The following is a 23,564-nucleotide window of genomic DNA, read 5'->3' on the forward strand; positions in this document are numbered from 1 at the left end:
TCACACCCACGTCCGGGGGCGGAAACGGTTGGCCCGCTCCACCAGTTGGATCCTCTCCTCGCCACCCTGAGCGAGCCGGGCCAGTGTCCGGTACGAACGCTCCAGACCGAACCGGAGACCGCGCTCGTCCAGGTCGCTGCCGAGCAGTACGGTCCGCGTACCGGTGGTGGCCGGTGGTGCGGAAGCGTGACCAGAGTGCCTACCGGAGAGTACCCAGTCGAGCGCCGTCCCCAGAACCTCGGTCGACAGGTGCTCCTTGCGCACCGCGTCGAGCCCGAACCCCGCGAGGGCCTCGATCTGCCCCGCGGCGGCCGTCAGGTCGTCCAGGAACGCCGAGCCGGGCGAGGCCGCCGTGTCCGACGTCATACGCTGCCGGAGCCGCGCCCGCACCGATGCGACCCGGGCCGCGGTGTAGTGGATGGAGGACTCCGGCACCGACTCCAGGGTGCGCACGGCGCCGGTCCTGTCGCCGGAGGCGAGCTGCACGCGGGCGAGCCCGAACGCGGCGCTCACATGGCTCGGGTCGGTGGTCCACACCAGGCGGTAGTACTCGGCGGCGTTGTCCAGCTGGCCGAGGACCTCCGCGCACACGCCGAGCGCCAGCTTCGGCGCGGGCTCGCCGGGGAAGGCGTCGTACACCGCGTCGAAGGACAGCGCCGCGTTCTCGAAGTCGCCGGTCGCCAGGGCCGCGACACCGCGGTACCAGACCACGCGCCAGTCGTCCGGGTGCTGGAGCTCCAGGTCGGCCAGGGCCTCGGCGGCGGGCGCCAGTTCGCCCATGGCGAGCCGGGCGCGCAGGCCGCGCAGCTGCAGCTCCAGGGAGTCGGTGGGCGCCGTCCCGAGCGCGGAGATCAGCTCGGCGGGCGCGGACGCCATGAGACCGGCGAGGAAGCCCGCGTTCGGGTCGCCGGGATCCACCAGGGGGACGGGTAGCGCGAGGGCCGTGGAGGCGGCGTCGATCCCCCGGACGATCCCTCCGGCGACGGCGGGACCTCCGGGGGCAGCGGGACCTCCGGCGACGGCGGGACCTCCGGTGACCACGGACCCTCCGGTGACCACGGACCCTCCGGTGACCACGGACCCTCCGAGGTCAGGGGCAGCTGCGGCCGTGCCGCCTTCGGCACCCGCGGCGATCGCGGCCGTGGGGCGGGCGGGGCGCGGCAGGACCCTGCCGTTCCCGGAGCCGTCCGCGTCGGCGCGCGCCCCCAGGAGGGACACCTCCCCGGCCAGCTCCGCGAACAACTCCGTGTCCGGGACCTTCACTTCGGGCCCGAACAGGGTGGAGAGCGCGGGCCGCGGCCGCCCCGTCTGCAGCGCCACGACCTCCCGCAGGACGCCCGTGAGCTGCTCGGCCATCTCCTGCGCGGACGCGAAGCGGCGGGCCGGGTCCGGGTCGGTGGCGCGCACCAGGAGCCGGTAGAAGGACTCGTACTTCCGGAAGACCTCGATGTTGTCGGGGTCGGGCAGGGAGTCCACGAATACGTTCGTGTAGCCCTGGAAGTCGAAGGTCAGGACGGCGAGCGTGCGCGCGACCGTGTAGAGGTCGGAGGCCACCGAGGGCCCCAACTCGGCGACTTCGGGGGCCTGATAGCCGACCGTTCCGTAGATCGCGGATTCGTCGTCGTCCATCCTGCGGACCGCGCCCATGTCGATGACCTTGAGCTGGCCCTCGGTCTGGATGGCATTGTCGACCTTGAAGTCGCAGTACAGGAGGTTGCGGCTGTGCAGGTGCCCGAGTGCTTCCAGGGCCTCGATGCCGTACGCACAGGCCTGCTCGACCGGCAGTGGATCGCGCCGTCCCTCGGCCGTGCGGCGGCCGTTGGCGATCTCCTTCAGGGACTTGCCGCCGACGTACTCCATGACGATGTAGCCGTCCATGGAGCCGGTGCGCTGGTCGAGGTGCTCGACGAAGTTGTAGATCCGGACGATGTTGGAGTGCTCGATCTCGGCGAGGAAGCGGCGCTCGGAGATCGCCGCGGCCATCGCGTCCTGGTCGCCCGTGTCGAGCAGGCCCTTGAGGACCACCCAGCGGTCGGACACCGCGCGGTCGATGGCGAGATAGACCCAGCCGAGCCCGCCGTGCGCCAGACAGCCCACGACCTCGTACTGGCCGTGGACGATGTCGCCCGGGTTCAGCTTCGGCACGAAGGAGTAGGGGTGGCCGCACTTGGTGCAGAACCCCTCGGTGCGGCCCGGCCGTTCACCGCGCGCACGTCCCACCGGAGCCCCGCAGTCCGAGCGCGAGCAGAACCGCTTCCGCTCGGGCACCTCGGGGTTCTTCTGCACCGCGCCGCGCGGGTCGGGGCGCGGCACGTCGGGCACCTCGACCAGGCCGACGCCCAGGCGCCCGCGCCCCGACGAGCCCGCGGCGGAGCCCGAGCTGCGCACCGACACCGAGCGGGACGTCGAACTGCCGGACAGGGAACGGGACAGCCGTCCCGACACCGACCTGCGCGAGGACTGCGAGCGGGACGAACGGGACGAGCGGGACGAACGGGAGGACGCGCGCGAGGAGGAGCGGGAGCTGGAACTGCCGGACCCCCGCGACCCCTTGCCGCCACCGGTGATGCCGGTGGGCGAGGAGCCCACCATGCCGTTCGGCGCGACGACCGGGGCGAGGCCGCAGGTGTCGCAGTACAGCTCGCCGCCGCCGACGTCCTCGTACGACCCCGTGCATCCGGGCCGCTGACACTGTCGCTGGCTCACGTCTCCCCCCTCCGGTCGGTGGGCCCGCCCTGCTGCGGGACCCTCGGCGCGAGCACCTCGGCGGCGGCCTGCTGATAGCGGAGGACCGCCTGTTCGGCCACCCGCAGATCGCAGGGCGCGCTCCACAGCATGCGGCGCGCCGCGTCGTACCGCTCGATCAGGAGCGGGTCCTCGGCGTGGCCGTGCCGTGCGACCTTCGCCTTGTACGCGTCCAGGCGGCCGCGCAGCTCCGCGCGGACCGCGAGCGGCGCCGTGACGGCGGTCAACGACTCGCGGGCGCGCAGCAGTTCGTCCTCGGCCTTCTGCTCCAGGGACTCCAGGAGCGGCGAGAGGCGGTGCCACTGGGCGTTCCTGCGGTAGTCCGAGGCCATCGCCAACTGCTCCTGGAGCGCGGTCGGCGGACCGCTGACCGCGGGCACCTCGGACGCGGCGATCTTGGCGAGGACCTCGCCGCGGGCGGTCCTGGCCTCCGCGAGGGTGCGGTCCGCGCGCGAGAGCACGTCGCGCAGCCTGCCGAGGCGGGCCTCGGCGTCCTGGCGGACGGTGAGCACCGCCTCGATCTCGCGGCGCACCTCCTCCAGGGCGCGGGCCTCGCGGTCGTAACGGTCGGTGGCCGGGCGGCCGCCTCCCGGTGCCGAACTGCCCTCCGCGCGCTGCCAGAAGGCGATCGGGTCGGAGACCACCTGCTCGCGCAGGGTGGTCAGGGTGCGCGTGATGCGCTCCAGGTCGTCGCCCGAGGGATGCTCTCCGGGGCGTACGCCGACGGAGTGCGCGAGCTGGCGGGTGCGGGCCAGTTCGGCGGCGAGCAGGTCGATGCGGGCGGGCAGCGCCGACCACACCGCGTCGGCGGCGACGACCATGTCCAGGGAGTCCGCGTACAGGTCGTTCATGCGGGTCACCAGCTCTTCGAGCGTGAAGCGCTCGGTGAGTCTGGCGGGTCCGGTGATCGAGGAGGCGGCGCCGGCCGCTGAGCCGCCCGCGACGGTCACGGACTCGCCGCGCAGCAGCTCCGTGAGCTCGACGAGGTCGTCACGGCTGGGCCAGCGCCTGCGTTCGCGCAGCTCGTGGGCGGTGCGCAGGGCGCCCGCGTAGGCGTCGAAGTAGGCCCAGAGCAGCGTGATCCGGCTCTCCGTGGCGATCCAGCGGTCCTGGGTGACGCCGGTGAGCCTGGCGCCTTCCAGGAGGCGGCGTCCGGCGTGGTCCTGCAGGGCGAGGAGCGAGGTCTCGATCGCCTCGTGCTCGGCGTCGAGCCGCGCCAGCGCACGGTCCACCTCGTCCCGGTCCATCACCGGACCGGGGGGTCCCGCGACGCTCATCGATCACCTCTCCGCTCTGCGTTGCCGTTCTGTGTTCCCGTGACTCTTCAGTGGTATCAGGTCAGTTGTTCGCTCCGTCTCGGTCGCGTCAGTCGCGGTACTCGGCCTTCGGCGGGCCCGACACCTCGCCGAGGCCGCCCTTGAGCCACTTGTCGTAGGACTTCTGCCAGCCGTCGTTCTCGCGGTAGTCGGCGAGGACCTTGTTGACCCGGCGGACCAGGTCGTCCGAGCCCTTCTTCATCGCCACGCCGTAGTGCTCGGTGGTGAACGGCTCCTCGCCCTTGAGCTCGACCGTCGGGTCCTGCGCGGCCTGGCCCGCGGCGAGCGCGCTGTCGGTCACAACGGCGTCCACCTCGCCGAGCTGGAGCCGCACCAGGCAGTCGAGTTGGTTGGGCACCGTGGTCGAGATGTCGGCGCCGTAGTTCTTCTTCTCCAGCTCCTCCAGCGCGATGGAGCCCACCGCGGAGCAGACCTTCTTGCCCTTGAGCGAGGAGTTGTAGCCGGTGATGTCCTCGGACTTCTTCGGGGCGAGCACCTGCTGGCCCGTCTCGAAGTACCCCGTGGAGAAGTCGACGTCCTCCAGGCGGTCGCAGTTGATCGTCATGGTGCGTACGACCATGTCGACCTGGCCGCTCTTGATCGCGGGAATGCGCTGGTTGGTGGGGATGGCGCGGAAGACGATGGCGTCGCGGTCGCCGAAGATCTCCTCGGCGATCTCGCGCGCGAGGTCGATGTCGAAGCCCTCGAGCTCGCCCCCCTTCTTGCTGTTCGGGTCGCGGTAGCCCCAGCGGTAGCTGTTCTGGTCGACGCCGACGATCAGCTTCTTGACCTTGCGGCTCTTCATCTGCTCGATCGTCGGGCCGTCCTTGGGCGAGGGACGCAGGCTCTGGTCGTTGCAGTCGTCGGCCTCGGCCCGCGCCGCCTGCGTGGCCGTCGTGACGCCCTGGCCGCCGCGGTCCGCGCCCCTCGTCCCGGTGTCGCCCCGGTCCGGGAGCGCAAGGACGAGCGTCCCCGTCAGGGCACAGGCGAGCCCCATCGCACCGACCCCGCCCCAGCCGCGCAGCCTGGCCGTGCCACGTCGTGTACGCATCGTCTGCGCGCCCCCTCCCGTCGTGGACCCCATCACCGGTACTCCGAAAGCCTGCGGCCGATGCCGAGCACGGCGCCCGCCGCGCCGAGGACCGCGAGGACGGCCGCGCCGACCGGGAGGCCGCTCATGGCGCCCCTGCCGTCCTTGGCGGCCTGCTTGAACTCACCCTGTTCGTGCGCCAGGGCGCGGTCCAGGGCCGCGTCCACGTTGTCGAAGCACTCGCCGGTCGGCTTCTTGCCCTTGGTGCCGATGACCTTGTCGAGCGCGCCCTGGTAGTCACCGGAGTCGTCGCTGGTGCGGGCCACCTTGTGGCGGTCCTTCCACACGCCCACGTTCTCCGCGGCCTCGATGACCGGGTTCTCGCCGGGCGTCTCCCTGGCGAGTTCGGCCGCCTTGCCGAGCAGGCCGCTGTCCTTGTCGCCCAGCTGCTTCATCTGCGCGCGGTAGGCGACGTCGAACTTGTCCTCGGGCTCGCCCTTCACCTCGGTGGTCTCCGCGCCGCGGCTGACCAGCGTGAGGTTCTCGTTGCCCCGGGCCTTCAGGGAGCTGATCCGGGCGTCGTTGAGGACGTTCAGGGACCGCACGCCGTTGTCGTACGAGTCGTCGAGGCCCGAGCGCGCGAAGGTGTGGCCGACGACGAGCCAGAGCAGTACGACGCCGGCCGTCGCGGTGGCGGCGAGCATGCCGGGGTTGAACACCCGGTTCGTGCGGCGGTAGTTGCGGCGCTGTGCCCAGACGAGGGCGGCCAGCGCGAGGACGCCGAGGGCGATGGCGAACCACGGGTACGGCTTCGCGTTGGCGTAGTCGGAGCTCAGGCGTTCGTTCTCCGCCTTGTAGAGCTTCTCGGCGGCCGGGAGCATCTGCGTCTGCATCTTGTCGTTCGCGTACCGCAGATAGGCGCCGCCGAGCGGCAGGCCCTGGCGGTTGTTGGCGCGGGCGCGCTCGATCAGGCCGGTGTACTCGGGCAGGAGCTTGTTCAGCTTGCCGACGGCGGCGGCCGACGAGGAGTCCGCCCCCGCGCTCGACGCGGCGGTGGCGAGCTTCTCGGAGGCGCGCTCGATGTCGCGCTCGTACCGGGCACGGACGGTGGCGGGCTCCTGGCCGCCCGCGAGGAAGCCGCTGGACGCCGCGGTGTTGGCGTCGGCCAGCGAGCGGTAGATGGCCGCGGCGTCGGCGCTCAGCGGCTGGCTGCGGTGCAGCACGTCGTCCGCGGCGGCCGAGCGGTCCGTCATCTGCCAGGTGGTGACCGCGCCGAACGCGACGACGAGCAGGGCGAGGACGGCCCCGATGATGCGCAGCCTGCCCGGTTCCGTGGTCGCGGCGGAGCGCAACCGGTCGACGCCCTCGGACCAGGCGGTGCGGCGCGCGGGGGTGGCGGCGGTGAGCCGCGCGGGCGGGGTGCTCGGCACGGGAGGAGCGCCGCCCTGCGCCTGCGGCGGCACGGAAGGCATGGTCGGCAGGGGTTTCCCTGCCGGGGCCGGGGCGTGACCGGGCGGACCCGGCGGCACCGCGCTGCCGTTCGGCGGATCTGTCACCTTGACCTCGACCTCCCCCTCGGGTCTACCGGACGGTTCTTCCGCCCGGCGCGCGCGGCGCGGGAAGAAGTGCACGGCCGCAAGTATTGCCGCAGGGACTGACATCCGCACAGGCCTTGACTCGATCTTGTTCGGATCCCTGCCCATGTACACGAGATTGAGGGGGGTTCGGTTCCCGCCCGCGCGCACGGCTCGGACGGGAACCGGTCAATGCCCGTGCGCGCCGTCCGTGCGGTGCGTGGGCGGGATTCCTCAACGCCCTTGCGTGCCGCCTTCGTAGTGCTCCCGCACGCGCGCGTGCACCTCGGTCGGCGCTCCGACCCGGTCGAGTCCGAGCAGCGCCGCGCCGAGCACCGGACGGGCGCTGACCACCCGGGGCGCCGCCTTGGGCGCCCGGTTCGCGAGCAACGCCCGGATGCGGTCGTCGAGTTGGGGATGGCGGGCCGCGAGGACGCTGCCGCCCAGCAGGACGGGCGCCTCCTCGTCGAGCAGGCCGAGGCGGCCGAGGGCGACGGTCGCCATGGCGACGACCTCGTCGGCCATCCGGTCCACCAGGGAGCGCGCCACGGCGTCGCCCGCCGCCGCCGTGGCGAAGAGCACCGGCGTCAACTCGTGCCGCCGGACCGGGGCGATGCGGCCCAGGTGCAGCGCCTCGATCAGCGCGTACATGGACGCCAGGCCGAAGTGCGCGGGCAGCGCCTCGCGCAGCGCGGTCGGCTCGCCGCGGCCGTCCTCGGCGCGCGCCGCGAACCAGAGCGCCTCCTCGGCGAGGCCGCCGCCCCCGCCCCAGTCGCCGGAGATCCGGCCGATGGCGGGGAAGCGGGCGGTGCGCCCGTCGGGCAGCATGCCGACGCAGTTGATGCCCGCGCCGCACACCACGGCGACGCCGCGTGGCTCGGCGTCCTCCAGGAGCCCGGCGCGCAGGATCGCGAAGGTGTCGTTGCGTACATCGACCGTCGCGCCCCAGGCACGCCGCCGCAGCGCGTCCGCCAACTCCCGCTCCTCGACGGGCAGATCGGCGTTGGCCAGACATGCGGACACATGGCCCACGGAGTCCACGCCCGCCTCGGCGAACGCCCGTGTCACCGCGTCCGCCAGGACGTCGACCGCCGGTTCGACGCCGATCTGCGGCGGCTGGAACCCGCCGCCGCGGGCCGCGCCGACGACGGTGCCGTCGGCCGCGACCACCGCGACGTCGGTCTTGCTGTTGCCCGCGTCGATCGCGAGCACGCTCGTGCCTACGCCCACGCCAGGTGCTCCCGGTTGTGCGCGATCAGCCTGTCGGTGAGCTGCTCGGCGTACGCGTACTGGCCGACCAGCGGGTGGGCGAGCAGCGCCTTGAAGACGCGGTCGCGGCCGCCGTGCAGGGCGGCCTGCAGGGCCAGGTCCTCGTAGCCGGTGACGTTCGCGATGAGCCCGGCGTACAGCGGGTCGAGCTTCGGCACGGACAGGGGCCGGGCGCCCGTGTGGTCCACCGCTGCCTGCACCTCGATGACCGCGTCGTCGGGCAGGAACGGCAGCGTGCCGTTGTTGACGGTGTTGACGACCTGGTACGGGCTGCCGCTGTTGCCGAGCAGCGAGGCCGCGAGGTCCACGGCGGCCTCCGAGTAGAAGGCGCCGCCGCGCTTGGCGAGCAGCTCCGGCTTCTCGTCGAGGGTGGGGTCGCCGTACATCTGCAGCAACTCGCGTTCCATCTCCGCCACTTGGGCGGCGCGCGACGGCTTGGTCCTCAGCTCCTCGACCACGGCGTCGTGCTGGTAGTAGTAGCGCAGGTAGTACGAGGGCACGACGCCGAGCCGGTCGACGATCTCGCGCGGCATGTGCAGGTCCTCGGCGACGGCGTCGCCGTGCTCGGAGAGCAGCTCGGGCAGCACGTCCTCGCCGCCGGGACCCCCGAGGCGTACGCCCGTCTCCCACGTCAGGTGGTTGAGGCCCACGTGATCGAGGTGCACCTGGCCCGGCGCGACGTCGAGCAGCCTGGCGAACTTGCGCTGGAAGCCGATCGCCACGTTGCACAGACCGACGGCCTTGTGCCCGGCCTGGAGCAGCGCCCGCGTGACGATGCCGACGGGGTTGGTGAAGTCGATGATCCACGCGTTCGGGTTGGTCCTGCGGACCCGCTCGGCGATGTCGAGGACGACGGGCACCGTGCGCAGCGCCTTGGCGAGGCCGCCCGCGCCGGTGGTCTCCTGGCCGATGCAGCCGCACTCCAGCGGCCAGGTCTCGTCCTGGTTGCGGGCCGCCTGCCCGCCGATGCGCAGCTGGAGAAGGACCGCGTCGGCGTCCGCGACGCCCGCGTCCACGTCGGAGGTGGTGACGATGCGTCCCGGGTGGCCCTGCTTGGCGAAGATGCGCCGCGCGAGGCCGCCCACCAGCTCCAGGCGGTCGGCGGCCGGGTCCACGAGGACCAGTTCCTCGATCGGCAGGGTGTCCCTCAACCGCGCGAATCCGTCGATGAGTTCGGGTGTGTAGGTCGACCCTCCGCCGACCACTGCGAGCTTCATATCCGTTCTCAGCCCTTTACTCCGGTGAGGGTGACGCCTTCGACGAAGGCCTTTTGTGCGAAGAAGAAGACGAGGATGACCGGGGCCATGACGAGCAGCGTCGCGGCCATGGTCAGGTTCCAGTTGACGCTGTGGGCGCTCTTGAAGGATTCGAGTCCGTAACTCAGCGTCCAGGCGCCCGGGTTCTGGGCCGCGTAGATCTGCGGCCCGAAGTAGTCGTTCCAGCAGTAGAAGAACTGGAAGAGCGCGATGGCGGCGATGCCGGGCTTCGCCATCGGCACGATGATCTTGATGAGCGTACGGAACTCACCGCACCCGTCGACCTTCGCCGACTCGATGTACTCCTTGGGAATGGTGAGCAGGAACTGCCGGAGCAGGAAGATCGAGTACGCGTCGCCGAACGCCATCGGGATGATCAGCGGCCACAGGGTGCCCGACAGGTGGAACTGCTGGGCCCACACCAGGTACATCGGAATCACGATGACCTGCGGCGGCAGCATCATCGTCGAGATGACGAGCAGCATCGCGGTGCGCCGGCCGCGGAAGCGGAACTTGGCGAGCGCGTACGCCACGGGGATGGCCGAGCAGACCGTGAAGAGGGTACCGAGCCCGGCGTACATCAGGGAGTTGCGCCACCAGTCCAGGAAGCCCGGCGTCTCGAACACCGTCTTGTAGTTGGACCAGTGCCAGGAGTCGGGCCACAGGTCGCCGCTCATCGCCTGCGAGTCGCTCATGACCGAGGTCAGGAAGACGAACACGAACGGCAGGACGAAGAGCAGCGCGATGGCTATGGCCACGCTGTGCACGGCGATCCAGTGCAGGATGCGCTTGCGGCGGGCGCGGGCGGCCGCGGGGCCCCGCGGTGGGGCGGCCTTCTCGGGCGTCGACGTGGGCGCGCTCAGAGTCGTGGAAGTCATCGAAAGTCCTCAGTCCTCCGCCGCGAGCAGCCCGGAGCGCTTGCGCATCAGGAGCATCGTCACGGCCATGGCGATGGCGAAGAGCACGAGCGAGAGAACGCACGCCGCACCGGTGTTGAAGTTCTGGAAGCCCATCGAGTAGACGAGCTGGGGGACCGTGAGGGTCGAGTGGTCCGGGTAGCCGGGCTGGATCACCGAGCCGGGCCCGATGGAGACGCCGGAGGCGACCTTCCCCGCGACCAGGGCCTGTGTGTAGTACTGCATGGTCTGCACGACGCCCGTGACGACCGCGAACATCACGATCGGCGTGATCGAGGGCCAGGTGACGTAGCGGAACTTGGCCCAGGCCCCCGCGCCGTCCAGCTCGGCTGCCTCGTACTGCTCCTTGGGCACGTCGAGCAGCGCGGCCATGAAGATCACCATCAGGTCGCCGATGCCCCACATGGACAGGAGCACGAGCGAGGGCTTGGCCCAGTCGGGGTCGTTGAACCAGTTCGGCCCGGAGATCCCGATCGCGCCGAGGATTTCATTGACGGGACCCGTGCCCGGGTTGAGCAGGAAGACGAAGGCGACGGTGGCGGCCACCGGCGGGGCGAGGTAGGGGATGTAGAAAGCCGTCCGGAAGAACCCGACCCCCGTCTTGATCTTCGTGATGAGCAGCCCGAGCGAGAGCCCGAAGACCACCCGGAGGGCCACCATGATCACGACCAGCCACAGGGTGTTCCACAGGGCGGGCCCGAACAGGGGCATGTCCTGGAACACGTACTTCCAGTTCCTGAGGCCCACGAAGGTGGGCTCCTTGATCTGGTTGTAGTGCATGAACGAGAAGTACACGGTCGCGATCAGCGGATACGCGAAGAAGACGCTGAAGCCGACCAGCCAGGGGGAGAGGAAGCCGAGCGTACGCAGTCTGCGGCGCGCGGGGTTGGAGAGGGAAAGTGCCATGGCGGGGTCCTCAGCTAGCTCTTCGACTGGAGGGTGTCGGCGTCGATCTGCTGGTCGAGCTTCTGCAGGCCCTTGCGCAGATCGCCCACGCGCCCGGCCTCGACGGAGTACGAGAAGTCCTGCAGCGAGACGACGTACGCGCCGCCGTTCGTGGAGGGCGGCAGGGCCTTGCTGTGCTTGTTCTCCAGGACCCGGAAGAAGGACCGGAACGTCGGATCGGCGTCCAGGCGCGGCGACTTCAGCGCGGCGAAGGTGGAGGGCACGTTGTGGATGTCGTTGGCGAAGTCCACGACCTGGTCGGTGTTCGTGGTCAGGAACTTCACCAGCTCCCAGGCGGCGTTCTGGTGCTTGGAGCTGTGCGCGATGCCGGCGACGGTGCCGGTGATGAAGCCGCGTCCGTACGTGTCCTTCTGGTCGTCGGGGACGGGCAGCGGCGCGACGCCCCAGTCGAAGTCGGCCTTGGCCTCGTCGAGCATCAGGCCGCGCCACTCGCCGTCCAGGTGCATGGCGAGCTTCCCGGTCAGGAAGGCGTTCTGGTTGGACATCTCGTCGCCGAAGGTGAGCCGGAACTTCTCCAGGTCGTCGAACCCGCCCTGGGCATCGGCCAGTTCACCGGCCTGCTTGAAGAACTTGTACGTCGCCGGTTCCTCGGCGAGGCGCGAATTGCCCTGGGCGTCGAAGTACGTCGGGCCCCACTGGGCGAAGAGCCGGTCCGGACTGTTCTGGTAGAGCCGGAAGTTGGGCATGAACCCGACGCGCTTGTACGAGTCCTTGCCGCTGCGCACGGTCAGCTTCTTGGCGTCACGCTCCAGCTCGGACATGGTCCGCGGCGGACGCGCGATGCCCGCCTCCTTGAAGGCGTCCTTGTTGTAGTACATGCCGTAGGCGTCGGCGAGGAGCGGCAGGGCGCACTGGTTGCCCCGGTAGCTGGTGTAGTCGAGAAGGGTCTTGGGGAAGATCTTCTCCTTCTCCACCCCGGTCTTCTTCATGAAGGGGTCGAGGTCGGCCCACATCCCGGACTCGCAGTACTGCCCGACGTTGTTGGTGGTGAAGGAGGACACCACGTCCGGGGCCTTGTCGCCGCCCGCGCGCAGCGCCTGGTTGACGGTGGCGTCGGTGACGTTGCCGGTGGCCTCCACCTTGATGTTCGGGTGCAGCTTCTCGAACCGGGCGATGCTGTCGTCGACCGCCTTGACCTCGCCGGGGTTCGACCAGCCGTGCCAGAACTTCAGGGTGACCGGCTTGGTCGGGTCGTCGTTGGCGCTGCCGACGCTCGGGTTGGCGCAGCCGGAGAGCAACAGGCCGGCTGCGGCGAGCGCCGCGGACGCGCAGGTGGGCATGCGCCATCGCGGCATGGCGGACTTCCTTTGCGGGGAGGGGAGTTGGGACAGGGGAGTGGTGGGGCGAATCAGGCGGTGTCGAAGACCTGGTCGCGGGCCTGGGTGAGGGCCGAGCGGAGGGCGCCGGTGAGGATCGGGTCGCCGTCGAGCTCGCTGATGCGGACCTGCGGGCGCGGCAGGGCGAGCCCGGTCAGCTCCTCCTCGACGCGGACGCGCAGTTTGTCGCCGCCGGCCTGGGCCACCGAGCCGGACAGGACGACGAGTTCGGGGTCGACGACGGCGACGACCGCGGCGATGCCGGTGGCCAGGCGCCGGGCCACCTCGTCCAGGACGGTGTCGTCGGCGAAGGCGTCGGCCAAGGTGGCTCCGGGCCCTGCCAGTTGGGTGACGACGGGCGCGGAGACGAGGCTCTGGAAGCCGCCGCCTCCGTCCGGGCCGCGGGTCGCCTCCGGGCCGCCCCTGGCGAGCGGGGCGCCGGGCAGCGGCATGTAGCCGATCTCGCCCGCGCCGCCGGTGGCGCCGCGCAGCAGGACGCCGCCGAGGACGATGGCGGCGCCGACGCCGTCGTCGAGCCAGGTGAGCACGTAGTTGTCGTGGTCCTGGGCGGCGCCTTCGTACTGCTCGGCGACCGCGGCGAGGTTCACGTCGTTCTCGATGGAGACGGGGGTGCCGAGGACGGCGGCGAGGTCGTCGCGCAGGGTCCGCGAATGCCAGCCGGGCAGGTGTGGGGCGTAGCGGAGCTGGCCGGTCTGCGGGTCGATGGCGCCGGGGGTGCCGATGACCGCGGCCCGCAGGTCGTCGTGGTCGAGCCCGGCCTGGCGCAGGGCGCCGTCGACGGCCTCGGCGACCAGCTGGGCGGTGCGGTGGCGCACGTCCTCGGCGACGGCGTCGGCCTCCACGCGCTCCTGGGCGAGGACGGTGCCGGTGATGTCGGCGACGAGGGCGGTGATGCCGGTCGGGTCGGCGGAGAGCGCGGCGACGTGCCCGGCGCCCGGATCGATCTCGTACAGCAGGGCGTTGGGTCCTGGACGGCCGCTGAGGCTGCCGGTGGTGTGCACGAGCCCGGCGGCTTCGAGGCGGCCGAGGAGCTGCGAGGTGGTCGGCTTGGAGAGGCCGGTCAGCTCGCCGATGCGGGTGCGGGTGAGGGGGCCGTGCGCGACGAGGAGGTCCAGGACGGCCCGGTCGTTCATGGCGCGCAGCACACGGGGGGTGCCGGGGGTGCCCGGGGTTCCGGGAGTGCTGCTGCCGTTGCCCGCTGCTGGCATGACGACACCTGCCCTTCGGCTGCGCGGCTCCTCGACGGCGGTGTCGGGAGCGGTGGTCGGGGGACCGGAAAGCAACTGTTAGGAAACTTTCCAATTCGTGAGGACCGTAAGGCTGGCGTGAATGGACCGTCAATAGCGAGCGCCCTGGCGGCTACCAAGTCGTTACCTGCGGGGGCGGGTGTTGCGGAGGGTGCGTTCAGTTCGTACGAGGACGAGGTCGGGGCCGGGTCGTGGAACGTCTGCGGGGTGGGGCGGACGCAGGGACCTCACGGCGAGGCCACGGGCATCGCACCGGCACCGGGGGGTGACCGCCTTCGGTGCCCCGGGGGGCATGCCGCCCCCGCCTGGTCCCACCCACCCGCCGTACCGGCCCTTGCGCGGCCCTGAGCTGTTCAGCCCCTCCCTGGTCCCCACCCACCCGCCCCCGCCTGTGGTGAGGTGCGGTCACGGACTGGGCGAGGCCTTTGAGGGGGAACCGGGCGACGGCCTTGGTACTCGGTGGGTTGAGGCTCGGTTCCGTGCCCTGGCCGCCCGCACCGCGCGGGCTCGGCCTGGCGCTTCATGCCCTGCGCTGCGCGGGCTCGGCCCTGCGCTTCGTGTTCTGCGCTGCGCGGGCTCGGCCCTGCGCTTCATGCCCTGCGCTGCGCGGGCTCGGCCTCGTGTTTAGTGCCCTGCACCTGTCGGTACCGCCGAGCGCCCGTCTGACCCGGCACTGCCCCGGCCTCGCCTCGTCCCGCCCGCCCCCACCCGTGGCGAAGTGCGGTCGCCGGGCGCGTGACCGGAGTCGGGCTCACCCTTCTCGCACCCTGCGTCGCGCTGACCCTTTTGTGCCCGGAACTGCATCGGCCCCGCCTCGTCCCCACCCACCCGCCCCCGCCTGTGGTGAGGTGCGGTCACCGGCCGGGCGGAGGCCCTTGGAGCGTTACTCCTCCACGAGGAACTCCGTGTCGAGCTTCGGGTAGGGGGCGGGAAGCGGCAGCGGGTGGCCCAGTTCCACCTCCACCTTGGTGGCGTAGTGGGCCTTGGCCGGGTCCTCGCCTTGGACCGGGTCGGAGTAGGCGAACGCCTTGCCCTGCTGGCGGTGGAGCAGCACGTAGACGGGGACGCCCGCGGCGGCGTAGGTGCGGTACTTCGGGCCGGTGTCGGTCTCGTGGTTGCTGGAGGTGATCTCGCCGACGAGGGCGAGCAGTTCGATGGAGTACCAGCCCTTGTGGGCCTTGCGGTACGACTCGTCGAGCTCGCTGGGCCTGCGACGACGCACGTAGAAGTCGGGGACGACCAGTGCAGTGGTGCGGCCCTTCTTGGGGCCGATGCGGTAGCCGTTGCCGAAGCCGGCCAGGCGGAACCCCGCGGAGCGCAATTGGAAGTACAGCTCGGCTGCCTCGTGGTTGTGCTCGTCATCGGGCTGTGGAGGCACAATGCCCATCCCCTCGAAGTACTCGGGACGAATCGGTACCTCGGATGCCTCTTCGAACGCGATCAGTAGATCGATGGGGTCCTGCTGCTGCGGCATGCTCGGCTCCGTGATGGGATCGGCGCTCATCGCTGGTCCTCCCTGTCGCTGATGCCAGGCTACGCCCGCTCCGGGTGCCCCAGCGGAAGCATGGCGAGCAGGTTCCCCGGGTGCCGGGGAACCTGTGTCCCGTCACTCGAACGAGCGCGCTGGACCGCTCTGGCCTGACCGCGGACGGCCGTGGGGCGGCGCGACGGCGGCGTCGACCGTCGGGGTGAACTTGCCTGGTCGGCGCTGTTCCGCGAGCGGGTGCGCTGCCAAGATCGCCTCGCCTTGACGGTCGGTTCGAGAGGGATGTGCGCGATGAGCGGTAGCGGTATGGGTGCGAAGGCGCGGCGGCGGATGCGGGTGGCTGTGAGCGCGGTGTGTGTCGGGGTGGCGGTCCTCGCCGGGGCGCCGTCCGCGTTCGCCGGGGCCAACGGGTGCAACGACCGGACCTGCATCTCCGTAGAGGGCAGCGGTCTGCGGGTGGAGAAGATCTCCGCGGCGACCACCTGGAACGGTGACTTCACCGGGCACTTCCACATCTACGGTGGCGGGATCGACCGGAACAGCGCGACCGGCTTCTGGGGGTACCACCAGAAGTTCACCGTGCCGGTCGGGCGTGACCTGCCCAACGGTTCCGTGCTCTGTGCCGAAGGCTGGGAGCACACGGGCAGTGGGATGGAGCTGCGCGGGCGCGCCTGCGCGGAGGTCCACTTCTGAGCTGCCCTCCAGCTGGACGGCCCCGGTTCAGCGCAGGGACGCGGTGAAGCGTGTCCAGGCTGCCGGGGCCAGGCGGAGTATCGGGGCGTCGCCGCTGTCGGCGTCGCCGTCGAGCTCCTTGGAGTCGCGGACAGCGACGGTTCCCGGGACGTTGATCGCTACTTCGACGCACTCGCCGCTCGCCGTGCTGTAGCTGGACTTTATGAAGTCGAAGCTGTTCATCAGTGCATGTCCTCGCTGATGGTCTCGATCAGGCCGAGCGAGTCTCGCGGGGCCAGGCTCAGTCGTGCCGTGCGTTCGAAGAACGTCCTGTACGTGGAGCTCTCGGAGTCGTTCTCGACCCACACGGTAGCTGCGATGCCGTCGGCATGGACAACGTCCATCGCGTCGGTCTCGGCGAAGGAGATGATGCTGAAGGAGCCTGCGATGCACGCGTGGCTTCCCGCGCGGAACGGCAGCACCTGGATGCGTACGTTGGGGAGTTGGGCCGCCTCCAGCAGGTGCTGGAGCTGCGCGCGCATGACCTCGGGTCCACCGACCTGCTGTCGCAGCGCTGACTCTCCGATCACCGCGTAGAACTGGAGCGGCTGAGCCCCTGACAGACGGGACTGGCGCTTCACGCGTACGCCGACGATGCCTTCGATCTCGTCCGGGTCCTCCCACAACCCTTCGCTGACGGCGAGCGCCCTCGTGTATGCGGGTGTCTGCAACAGGCCTGGCACCAGTGCCTGTTGCCACGCGCGTACGCCGGTCGCGACATCTTCCATCGCGATGTACTCGGCCATCGCCTCCGCCTGGGGTGCGTGCTGCCACCACCCCTTGGCCTTGCGTCGCTCCCGGTCCAGCCTCGCCAACTCCAGCATCCGGGCGACGGCCTTCGGGTCCAGCAACTCGTAGAACTCGCACAGCACCCGGATGTCCGGGTCCCGCATGGGGACCCAGCCCTGCTCCATCTTCACGATCTTCGAGTTCGTCGCGCTGATGGTCCGGGCGGCCTGCTGCTGGGTCTTTCCTGCGGCGTCGCGCAGCCGCAGCAGTTCTCCACCGAGCTTGCGCCCCAGGACAGTTGACGCCCTGTTGCCGAGATTGGCTGATCGTTTCACGGCGTCATTGTCGCTCGGCAGGTGCGAGCCGGTCGATGGCGTTCACCCGTTGGGGACAATTATCTCCGGGCGACTTGAGCCCGAGATGAACCGGCAGCTACGTTCAGCACCCAACCGCTAACCCAGCGGCGCCAGTTGGCGGAAGCGCACCGTCCTGCCCCGGAAAGAACCGGCAAGGGACGGCAGAGCCACCGCCGTCCAGACCGCACACGGAGGTGCGCGTCATGGCTGAACCCGAAGCTCAACTCCCTCTCGTTCGCTACGAAGACCGCCTCGACTACACACCCCACGCCCGCAGCGTCACCCTCGCCCGCCGCAGAACCGCCCGCCTCGTCGCCGATTGGGGGCACCCCGGCCTCGCCGGAGACGCCGCCCTCGTCGTCTCCGAGCTGATGACCAACGCCCTCCTCCACGGCAGCCTCCGCGACCGCCTCATCCGCGTACGGATCATCCTCACCACCGACGTCCTCCGTATCGAAGTCACCGACCCGCGCGGCGAGCGCCTGCCGGAGCCGCGCGTGGCGGGCGGCACGGACCAGTTCGGGCGCGGTCTGCTCCTGATCGGCGCGCTCGCCGATCGGTGGGGCTGCGAGCCGTGCACTGTCGGTAAAGCCGTGTATGCGGAGCTGACGTGGTGAACGCGGGTGGACAGGTGCGCGCCGCAGCGGCAGCGTCCGTAGGCTGGAGGTCGAATCCCCGCGTGTGCAGGAGGAGGCTCGTGACCGTGACATCCGATCGGCCGCAGATGCTGGTCACCGAGTTCGAGGAAATCGCCCGGAGCGCGGCCCGCGCCGCAGAGGGCGCACGGCTTGAGTTCATTCATGGACACATCAGGGGGAAGGCCGTGCCCGACGGCGACCACGGACGCATCATCCAGTGGCTGATCCGCATCTGCATGCAGCACAACCCCGACCTGTGGCTGGATCCCAGCCAGGGGCTCGTGATCGAGACCTACCGCGGGGGGCGCGCCCGCCCCGACGGCTCACTGGCCCCTGCCGATGCCTTCGTCGGCCAAGGCGAATGGGCCGACCCCGCCCCCGTCCTCATGGTTGTCGAAGTCACCTCGTACGACTCCGACACCGACGAGCGCGACCGCGTCGAGAAGCCCCGTGCCTACGCCGAGACGGGTATCCCGGTCTATCTGCTCATCGACCGCGACACCTGCGAGGTCAAGGTGCACAGCCAGCCGGACGGTGTCCGGTACGAGCAGGTCATGACGCTGCCGTTCGGCAAGGAGGTCGCCCTGCCCGACCCAGTCGGTATCACCCTCGACACCGAGCCCCTCAAGAACTGGACGCGGTGAGTTCGGCCCGCGAGACCGATATGTGAGTGGGGGCGCCCGGAATCTTCCGGGCGCCCCCACTCACACATACCGCTACGGCTTCGAAAGGTTCGGCGGCGGTATCGGCGTCGTCGCCAGCGACTGCGGGGACGTCGTGGAGGCGTAGGCGGAGGGGGCCGCCATGCCTGCCGTCGGGTCGGGGGACGACTCGTCGCCGGTCGGGAGCGGCAGGCCGCCCACGATGCGGATGCCCGCCTCGTCGAACGCCCGCTTGATCCGCCAGCGCAGCTCCCGCTCGACACCCAGGGACTTGCCCGGCATGGTCTTGGCGGAGATCCGCACCACCATCGAGTCCAGGAGGACGCTGTCCAGGCCCAGGATCTCCACCGGGCCCCACAGGCGCTCGTTCCACGGCTCGTCCTTGGCCATGGTCTCGCCGACCGCCGTGAGGGTCTCCTTGACCTTGTCCAGGTCCTCGTCGGGGCGGACCGTGACGTCGACACCCGCCGTGGACCAGCCCTGGGAGAGGTTGCCGATGCGCTTGACCTCGCCGTTGCGGACGTACCAGATCTCGCCGTTGTCGCCGCGCAGCTTCGTCACGCGCAGGCCGACCTCGATCACCTCGCCGGAGGCGACGCCCGCGTCGATCGAGTCGCCCACGCCGTACTGGTCCTCAAGGATCATGAAGACGCCGGACAGGAAGTCGGTGACCAGGTTGCGCGCGCCGAAACCGATCGCCACGCCCGCCACACCCGCGGACGCGAGCAGCGGCGCCAGGTTGATGTCGAACGTGCCGAGGATCATGAGCGCGGCCGTGCCCAGGATCAGGAACGACGCCACCGAGCGCAGGACCGAGCCGATGGCCTGCGAGCGCTGGCGGCGGCGCTCGACGTTGACGAGGAGACCGCCCAGCGCCGTGCCGTCGACCGCCTGCGCCGTGCGGTTCATGCGATCTATCAGCTTGGTGATGGCACGGCGGACCAGGACCCGCAGGACGACGGCGATCGCCACGATCAGCACGATCCGCAGACCGATGCCGAGCCACGTGGACCAGTTCTGCTCGACCCAGCTCGCCGCGTTCGTGGCGCTCTCCTGGGCGTCTTCCAGGGTCGGGGCCTTCGGCGTCGACGTGTCGTCCGGGTCCGTTCCGGCTGCCGACAGGACGGACAAGAGCACGGCAGATACCTCCAGGTGTCGCGGCCTGCCCGGGTGAACTGGAGAGAACCGGGGGAACCGGGCAGACCCACCACACTAACGGGGCATCGTGTGTGGATCGTTGCCATGTTCGAGGGAGAGACGGTGCTCACCTGGGGAAGAAGGTAGTGATGTCCCGGTGCCGCGCCCTCTGTGGTCGAAAACACTTCAAGGCCGTTACGGGGACATGCTGGCGCTACGACCAGGCATGAGGGGAGACTGGCTACAGATCGTCCCGGCGCGAGCCACGCGCCGCCGGCGTACAAGGAGGCATCCGCCGTGCCGCATGTCTTGGTCCTCAACGCGTCGTACGAGCCCCTCGGCGTCGTACCGCTCCGCCGCGCGCTCGTCCTCGTCCTGGAGAACAAGGCTCTCTGCCTCGAGGAATCCGGCGCCTTCATGCACAGCGCAACGCGCACCGTCCCCGCACCCAGCGTGGTCCGCCTCAAGCGGTTCGTCCGGGTCCCTTACAGGGGGCCCGTTCCTCTGACCAGGCGGGCGCTGTTCGCCCGCGACGGCGGTCGGTGCATGTACTGCGGTGGCGTCGCAACCAGCGTCGACCACGTCATTCCCAAGAGCCGAGGCGGCCAGCACGCCTGGGACAACGTGGTGGCTTCCTGCCGCCGCTGCAACCACGTCAAGGCCGATCGCCATCTGATGGAGCTGGGGTGGCGCCTGCGGCACAAGCCCGCCCCTCCCTCGGGCCTCGCGTGGCGCATCATCGGGACCGGACATAGGGATCCGCGCTGGCTGCCGTACTTGCAGCCGTTCGGCGCGGACGACGCGATGGCCCGGATCGACGGCATTTCTGCCTAGCACTCGATCCGGGCCTTTGTCGTACGTGGAGTGTCGGGTGCACGTGGGGGCGTACGGAGTCGTGGGCTGCGCTCAGTCCGCCACCGCGTACGCCTCCACGGACCACAGGGAGTAGCCGAAGCGCGTCGCCCGTTTGTCGCCCTGCACCCGGATGTAACGCGTGTCACGCGCGTCCATGCGCACCGCCTCGCGGCCGCCCCTGCCGTCCCGCACGGTCGCGGCCGTGCGCCAGGTCTTTCCGTCGGACGACGTCTGCACCCGGTACCCCGCCGCGTACGCGTCCTGCCAGCGCAGTACGACCTGGCCGAGCCTGACCGGCTCCGCGAGCTCCATCTGCCACCACGCGCCGTCCTCCACCGGGGACGACCAGCGGGTCTCCGGATCGCCGTCGAGCGCGGCCGACGCGGGGAAGTCCTTCGTCTCGTCGCCCGATGAGGACGCCTTCGCGCCGCGCGCGAGGTCCGGGCCCGCGGTGCGCGGGTAGGCGCGGACCGACACCGTGCGGGTCTCGTCGCCGAAGGTCACCGGGATCTCGTACGTCCCCGCGCGCGTGCCCGCGGGGACCGTGATGTCCAGCGGTACGTCGACCTGGGTGCCGCGCGGCAGCGTGGACCGGTCGGGGGCCTTCACCTCGATGCCCTTCGGGGCCTTCGCCCGGAGCTTTCCGCGGACGTCGCCGGGGCGCAGCGAGAGCAGCCTCGCCGTGACGCGGTGCGGGCCGCCGCCGATCTCCGCGTCGGCCTCGGCGCGGGCCAGCGAGAGCCGGGCCGCGGGGGAATCGGCGAACCAGGGCACGATGTGGCGGACGGTGCCGTCGGTGAGCGTGGCGCGGACGGCGTCGGCGCGCAGGGGCTCTGCGTGGGCCTTCGCGGTCCCTGCGCCGCCCGCCCGCGTTGTCGTCTTCGTGAGGTCGATCTCCGTGAAGCCGCTCTTCGCGAGGGCGCCCACGCGCCGCCAGCCCTCACCGGGGACGTGTGCCTCGACGTCGCCCTCGGTGCCGGGGTCGGTCAGCGCCGTCACCGCCGCGAGCGGACGCGCGCGGCCGAACCGGGCCTGCGCGCCGTCCGAGGCCCGCTCACCGGTGGTCCCCGCCCAGGTCGCGTATGCCTTCTGCGCGCGCGTCAGGAACGGGTCCAGGACGCCCTCGCCGACGGTGGCCTTGCCGGCCCTCAGCTCCTTCTGCAGCCGCGAAAGGGTGCGCGAGGCCTGCCACGCGGCCGCGCCGTCGCCGCGGGTCTGGGCGCCCAGCATGTCGACGGCGCTCTCGCCGGCCCTGCCGTAGCGCGCCAACTGCTCGATCCAGGGCCGCACTTCGTCGTCGAGCGCACTGTCGGACAGGCGCCCCGGCGCCTCGCGCATGACGGAGAAGGCGGCGCGCAGCCGCTTCGCCGCGCCGTCGGTCCTGGCCCGGTCCGTCGTCGTGCGGGCCTCCCAGAGTTCGGCCATGAGCGGTCGCAGATACGCCGACTCCTCGGCGCCGAGGACGGACGAGGCGTCATTGCCCGCGAGGGCCCGCAGCGCGCCCCGCGCCTTCATGTCGCCGCCCGCGAGGTCGTCGATGGCGGCGAGCCAGGACTCGTGGGGGCGGTAGGCGCGCGGGTTCCAGGCGTAGTCGGCGGCGGTGAACAGCGGGATGCGGGAGGCGGAGGGCTGCTCCATGGCGTTGCCGAGGAGGGCGGCCGAGCCGATGGCGACGGCGGGCTCGCGGCCGGTGTAGGGGCCGAGGAAGATACGGTCCTGCGCGAAGTCGTTGACGGGGTAGTTGTCCATCGTCACCAGCGGGTGCGGGCCGAACGCCTCGCGGGCGCCCGCCAGTTCGCGCCCGGTGATGGTCCTGGGGACCACGCCGACGCCCGTCCAGGCCACCTGGACGCGGCGGTCCAGGTCGTGCGAGAGGGCCGCCCGGTACTCGGTCGAACCGTCCTGGAAGTACTCCGTCGGCATCAGGGAGAGCGGCTCGGCGCCCGGGTGGCGCTCGGCCAGGTGCGCGGCGACGGCGCCCGCGACCTCGGCCTGCGCCTTCGCGGCGGCCTTCGGCCCCGAACCGAACGTCTCGGCGTCCTGCTCGCAGTGCCACTCGCTGTAGCTGACGTCCTGGAACTGCAGCTGGAAGGCGCGCACACCGAGCGCCCACATCGCGTCGATCTTGCGGGTGAGGTCCCTGACGTCCTTCTTCGACGACATGCACATGGCCTGGCCGGGGGCGACGGCCCAGGCGAGCGTGACGTGGTTGGCCCTCGCGCGCTCGGCCAGGGCGCGGAAGTCGGCACGCTGGCCGGCCGGGTAGGGCTCGCGCCAGCGGGCCTGGCGGTAGAGGTCGTCGCCGGGGGCGTAGAGGTAGCGGTTCTGCTTGGTCCGCCCCATGAAGTCCAGCTGCGCCAGGCGCTGTTCACGGGTCCAGGGGGTGCCGTAGAACCCCTCGGTCATGCCGCGCACGGCGGTGCCGGGCCAGTCCCTGATCCGTACGCCGGGGACGAGACGGGTGCCCTTGGCCTTGCCGGTGAGCTGCCGCAGGGTCTGTACGCCGTGGAAGAGGCCGTCCCTGCCGGCTCCGGCGAGGGCGACGGTGTCCCGTCCGTCGACGCGGCCCACGGCCAGGCGGTAGCCGCCCGCGGGCAGGTCGCCGCGCTCGCGGGCGCCGAGGGAGCGCAGGGCCCGGTCGGCGCCGACTCCTCCGGCGCGGACGACGAGGCTGCGTCCCTCGGGCAGCGGGGCGCCGTCGCGGACCTCGGTGATCCGCCGGGCGCCCGCGTCGCGCAGGAGAGCACGGAGGGCTTCCAGGGCGTACGGATCGGAGTCGTCGGCGGCGGTCCTTGCGGGGTCCGCCGTGACGAGGACGACGTCGTCCCCCACGGTGACGGCGTTCCCCGCGGCGTCCATCGACTGGGGGCGGGGCCAGACGGGCGGCAGGCCGGAGTCGCTCTTGCGGTCGTCCCTGCCGTCGTCGTCCGGGAACGCGGCAGGGACGCCGGGCCTGCCGGGCGCCCCCGGGGCGGCGAGGGCGCCGGGGGCACCGCCGAGCGCGCCCGCGATGACGGCGACCGCGATGGCGGCCGCGCCGTTCCTGCGCCGCAGCTGCACGGCCTCTCCTTGTGCCTGTCGTGCCTGAGGTGTCGGTCGTACCTGAGGTGTCGATCGTGCCTGACGTACCTGATGTACACGTGTGGCAGTGAGCCCACCACTGAGGCGGCAGGGGTGTCAACGGCGCCGGGGTGGGGGCGCGGGGATTCTTCGCGGAACCTGCGCGTTTTCCGGTGCCGCGAGGGCTGTTCGGCGGCGCTTCGGACCGCTCCAGGACCGTTTCGCCGCGGCGGACATCTTCCCGGGCGCCGG

19 protein-coding genes are annotated in these 23,564 nt (G+C 71.2%); 4 read left to right on the forward strand and 15 right to left on the reverse strand.

Annotated features, from left to right (window positions below; genetic code table 11):
* The 11 genes from AB0B50_RS32035 to AB0B50_RS32085 all read right to left on the reverse strand — a co-directional run bounded on the left by AB0B50_RS32035 (nucleotide 1) and on the right by AB0B50_RS32085 (nucleotide 15,161).
* Nucleotides 1-2,706, reverse strand: a complete 2,706-nt coding sequence (locus AB0B50_RS32035) for a tetratricopeptide repeat protein (RefSeq protein ID WP_362339292.1) — start codon at nucleotides 2,704-2,706, stop codon at nucleotides 1-3.
* The gene (locus AB0B50_RS32040) at nucleotides 2,703-4,022 is read right to left on the reverse strand and encodes a hypothetical protein (RefSeq protein ID WP_362339293.1); all 1,320 of its coding nucleotides are present in this window, start codon (nucleotides 4,020-4,022) and stop codon (nucleotides 2,703-2,705) included. Before AB0B50_RS32040 ends, AB0B50_RS32035 begins: the two co-directional genes overlap by 4 nt.
* 88 nt (nucleotides 4,023-4,110) lie before the next feature.
* Nucleotides 4,111-5,112, reverse strand: coding sequence for a glutamate ABC transporter substrate-binding protein (locus tag AB0B50_RS32045; protein ID WP_362339294.1), 1,002 nt, complete (start codon nucleotides 5,110-5,112; stop codon nucleotides 4,111-4,113).
* 32 nt (nucleotides 5,113-5,144) lie between these two features.
* Nucleotides 5,145-6,563 carry a hypothetical protein gene (locus AB0B50_RS32050; RefSeq protein ID WP_362339295.1) on the reverse strand — a complete coding sequence of 473 codons (1,419 nt, stop codon included), beginning with the start codon at nucleotides 6,561-6,563 and terminating at the stop codon, nucleotides 5,145-5,147.
* A 336-nt stretch (nucleotides 6,564-6,899) separates the two neighbouring features.
* Entirely contained in the window at nucleotides 6,900-7,895 is a 996-nt protein-coding gene (locus tag AB0B50_RS32055; protein WP_362339296.1) for a BadF/BadG/BcrA/BcrD ATPase family protein, read from the reverse strand.
* Nucleotides 7,886-9,151: a 6-phospho-beta-glucosidase gene (locus AB0B50_RS32060; protein ID WP_362339297.1), complete on the reverse strand. Its 1,266-nt coding sequence runs from the start codon at nucleotides 9,149-9,151 to the stop codon at nucleotides 7,886-7,888. Before AB0B50_RS32060 ends, AB0B50_RS32055 begins: the two co-directional genes overlap by 10 nt.
* 8 nt (nucleotides 9,152-9,159) lie before the next feature.
* Entirely contained in the window at nucleotides 9,160-10,068 is a 909-nt protein-coding gene (locus tag AB0B50_RS32065; RefSeq protein ID WP_362339298.1) for a carbohydrate ABC transporter permease, read from the reverse strand.
* A 9-nt stretch (nucleotides 10,069-10,077) separates the two neighbouring features.
* Nucleotides 10,078-11,013: a sugar ABC transporter permease gene (locus AB0B50_RS32070; protein ID WP_362339299.1), complete on the reverse strand. Its 936-nt coding sequence runs from the start codon at nucleotides 11,011-11,013 to the stop codon at nucleotides 10,078-10,080.
* Between the two features lie 14 nt (nucleotides 11,014-11,027).
* Nucleotides 11,028-12,368: an ABC transporter substrate-binding protein gene (locus tag AB0B50_RS32075; RefSeq protein ID WP_362339300.1), complete on the reverse strand. Its 1,341-nt coding sequence runs from the start codon at nucleotides 12,366-12,368 to the stop codon at nucleotides 11,028-11,030.
* A gap of 53 nt (nucleotides 12,369-12,421) precedes the next feature.
* On the reverse strand, nucleotides 12,422-13,618 hold the full coding sequence (locus AB0B50_RS32080; protein ID WP_362339301.1) for an ROK family transcriptional regulator: 1,197 nt from the start codon (nucleotides 13,616-13,618) through the stop codon (nucleotides 12,422-12,424).
* Between the two features lie 922 nt (nucleotides 13,619-14,540).
* Nucleotides 14,541-15,161, reverse strand: a complete 621-nt coding sequence (locus AB0B50_RS32085; protein WP_362339302.1) for a Uma2 family endonuclease — start codon at nucleotides 15,159-15,161, stop codon at nucleotides 14,541-14,543.
* A 273-nt stretch (nucleotides 15,162-15,434) separates the two neighbouring features.
* Here AB0B50_RS32085 and AB0B50_RS32090 point away from each other — a divergent pair, with 273 nt between their 5' ends.
* Entirely contained in the window at nucleotides 15,435-15,836 is a 402-nt protein-coding gene (locus AB0B50_RS32090) for a hypothetical protein (protein ID WP_362339303.1), read from the forward strand.
* Between the two features lie 27 nt (nucleotides 15,837-15,863).
* Here AB0B50_RS32090 and AB0B50_RS32095 read toward each other — a convergent pair whose 3' ends face one another.
* The gene (locus AB0B50_RS32095) at nucleotides 15,864-16,058 is read right to left on the reverse strand and encodes a DUF397 domain-containing protein (protein WP_362339304.1); all 195 of its coding nucleotides are present in this window, start codon (nucleotides 16,056-16,058) and stop codon (nucleotides 15,864-15,866) included.
* On the reverse strand, nucleotides 16,058-16,939 hold the full coding sequence (locus AB0B50_RS32100) for a helix-turn-helix transcriptional regulator (protein WP_362339305.1): 882 nt from the start codon (nucleotides 16,937-16,939) through the stop codon (nucleotides 16,058-16,060). The genes AB0B50_RS32095 and AB0B50_RS32100 overlap by 1 nt, the downstream gene beginning before the upstream one ends.
* A 224-nt stretch (nucleotides 16,940-17,163) precedes the next feature.
* On the opposite strand from AB0B50_RS32100, the gene AB0B50_RS32105 reads away from it, so the two are divergent.
* Nucleotides 17,164-17,577, forward strand: coding sequence for an ATP-binding protein (locus AB0B50_RS32105; protein ID WP_362339306.1), 414 nt, complete (start codon nucleotides 17,164-17,166; stop codon nucleotides 17,575-17,577).
* A gap of 80 nt (nucleotides 17,578-17,657) precedes the next feature.
* Nucleotides 17,658-18,242 (forward strand): Uma2 family endonuclease, encoded by a 585-nt coding sequence (locus AB0B50_RS32110; protein WP_362339307.1) that lies wholly within the window; start codon nucleotides 17,658-17,660, stop codon nucleotides 18,240-18,242.
* Between the two features lie 72 nt (nucleotides 18,243-18,314).
* Here the strand turns inward: AB0B50_RS32110 and AB0B50_RS32115 are convergent, their stop codons facing one another.
* Nucleotides 18,315-19,397, reverse strand: a complete 1,083-nt coding sequence (locus AB0B50_RS32115; RefSeq protein ID WP_362339308.1) for a mechanosensitive ion channel family protein — start codon at nucleotides 19,395-19,397, stop codon at nucleotides 18,315-18,317.
* Between the two features lie 297 nt (nucleotides 19,398-19,694).
* Between AB0B50_RS32115 and AB0B50_RS32120 the strand changes: the two genes are divergently transcribed.
* Nucleotides 19,695-20,231 carry an HNH endonuclease gene (locus AB0B50_RS32120; protein WP_150184145.1) on the forward strand — a complete coding sequence of 179 codons (537 nt, stop codon included), beginning with the start codon at nucleotides 19,695-19,697 and terminating at the stop codon, nucleotides 20,229-20,231.
* Nucleotides 20,232-20,303: 72 nt separating this feature from the next.
* On the opposite strand, the gene AB0B50_RS32125 is transcribed toward AB0B50_RS32120, so the two are convergent.
* Nucleotides 20,304-23,312: a beta-N-acetylglucosaminidase domain-containing protein gene (locus AB0B50_RS32125; RefSeq protein ID WP_362339309.1), complete on the reverse strand. Its 3,009-nt coding sequence runs from the start codon at nucleotides 23,310-23,312 to the stop codon at nucleotides 20,304-20,306.
* Nucleotides 23,313-23,564 lie beyond the last annotated feature (252 nt).

The sequence above is a fragment of the Streptomyces sp. NPDC041068 genome (genome assembly GCF_040647455.1).
GTDB lineage: Bacteria > Actinomycetota > Actinomycetes > Streptomycetales > Streptomycetaceae > Streptomyces.

Coding starts and splice junctions, on each gene's coding strand:
- AB0B50_RS32095 (WP_362339304.1), bottom strand. CDS start 16,058: ATGAACAGCTTCGACTTCATAAAGTCCAGCTACAGCACGGCGAGCGGC.
- AB0B50_RS32060 (WP_362339297.1), bottom strand. CDS start 9,151: ATGAAGCTCGCAGTGGTCGGCGGAGGGTCGACCTACACACCCGAACTC.
- AB0B50_RS32090 (WP_362339303.1), top strand. CDS start 15,435: ATGAGCGGTAGCGGTATGGGTGCGAAGGCGCGGCGGCGGATGCGGGTG.
- AB0B50_RS32085 (WP_362339302.1), bottom strand. CDS start 15,161: ATGAGCGCCGATCCCATCACGGAGCCGAGCATGCCGCAGCAGCAGGAC.
- AB0B50_RS32045 (WP_362339294.1), bottom strand. CDS start 5,112: ATGCGTACACGACGTGGCACGGCCAGGCTGCGCGGCTGGGGCGGGGTC.
- AB0B50_RS32070 (WP_362339299.1), bottom strand. CDS start 11,013: ATGGCACTTTCCCTCTCCAACCCCGCGCGCCGCAGACTGCGTACGCTC.
- AB0B50_RS32105 (WP_362339306.1), top strand. CDS start 17,164: ATGGCTGAACCCGAAGCTCAACTCCCTCTCGTTCGCTACGAAGACCGC.
- AB0B50_RS32065 (WP_362339298.1), bottom strand. CDS start 10,068: ATGACTTCCACGACTCTGAGCGCGCCCACGTCGACGCCCGAGAAGGCC.
- AB0B50_RS32075 (WP_362339300.1), bottom strand. CDS start 12,368: ATGCCGCGATGGCGCATGCCCACCTGCGCGTCCGCGGCGCTCGCCGCA.
- AB0B50_RS32080 (WP_362339301.1), bottom strand. CDS start 13,618: ATGCCAGCAGCGGGCAACGGCAGCAGCACTCCCGGAACCCCGGGCACC.
- AB0B50_RS32050 (WP_362339295.1), bottom strand. CDS start 6,563: ATGCCTTCCGTGCCGCCGCAGGCGCAGGGCGGCGCTCCTCCCGTGCCG.
- AB0B50_RS32040 (WP_362339293.1), bottom strand. CDS start 4,022: ATGAGCGTCGCGGGACCCCCCGGTCCGGTGATGGACCGGGACGAGGTG.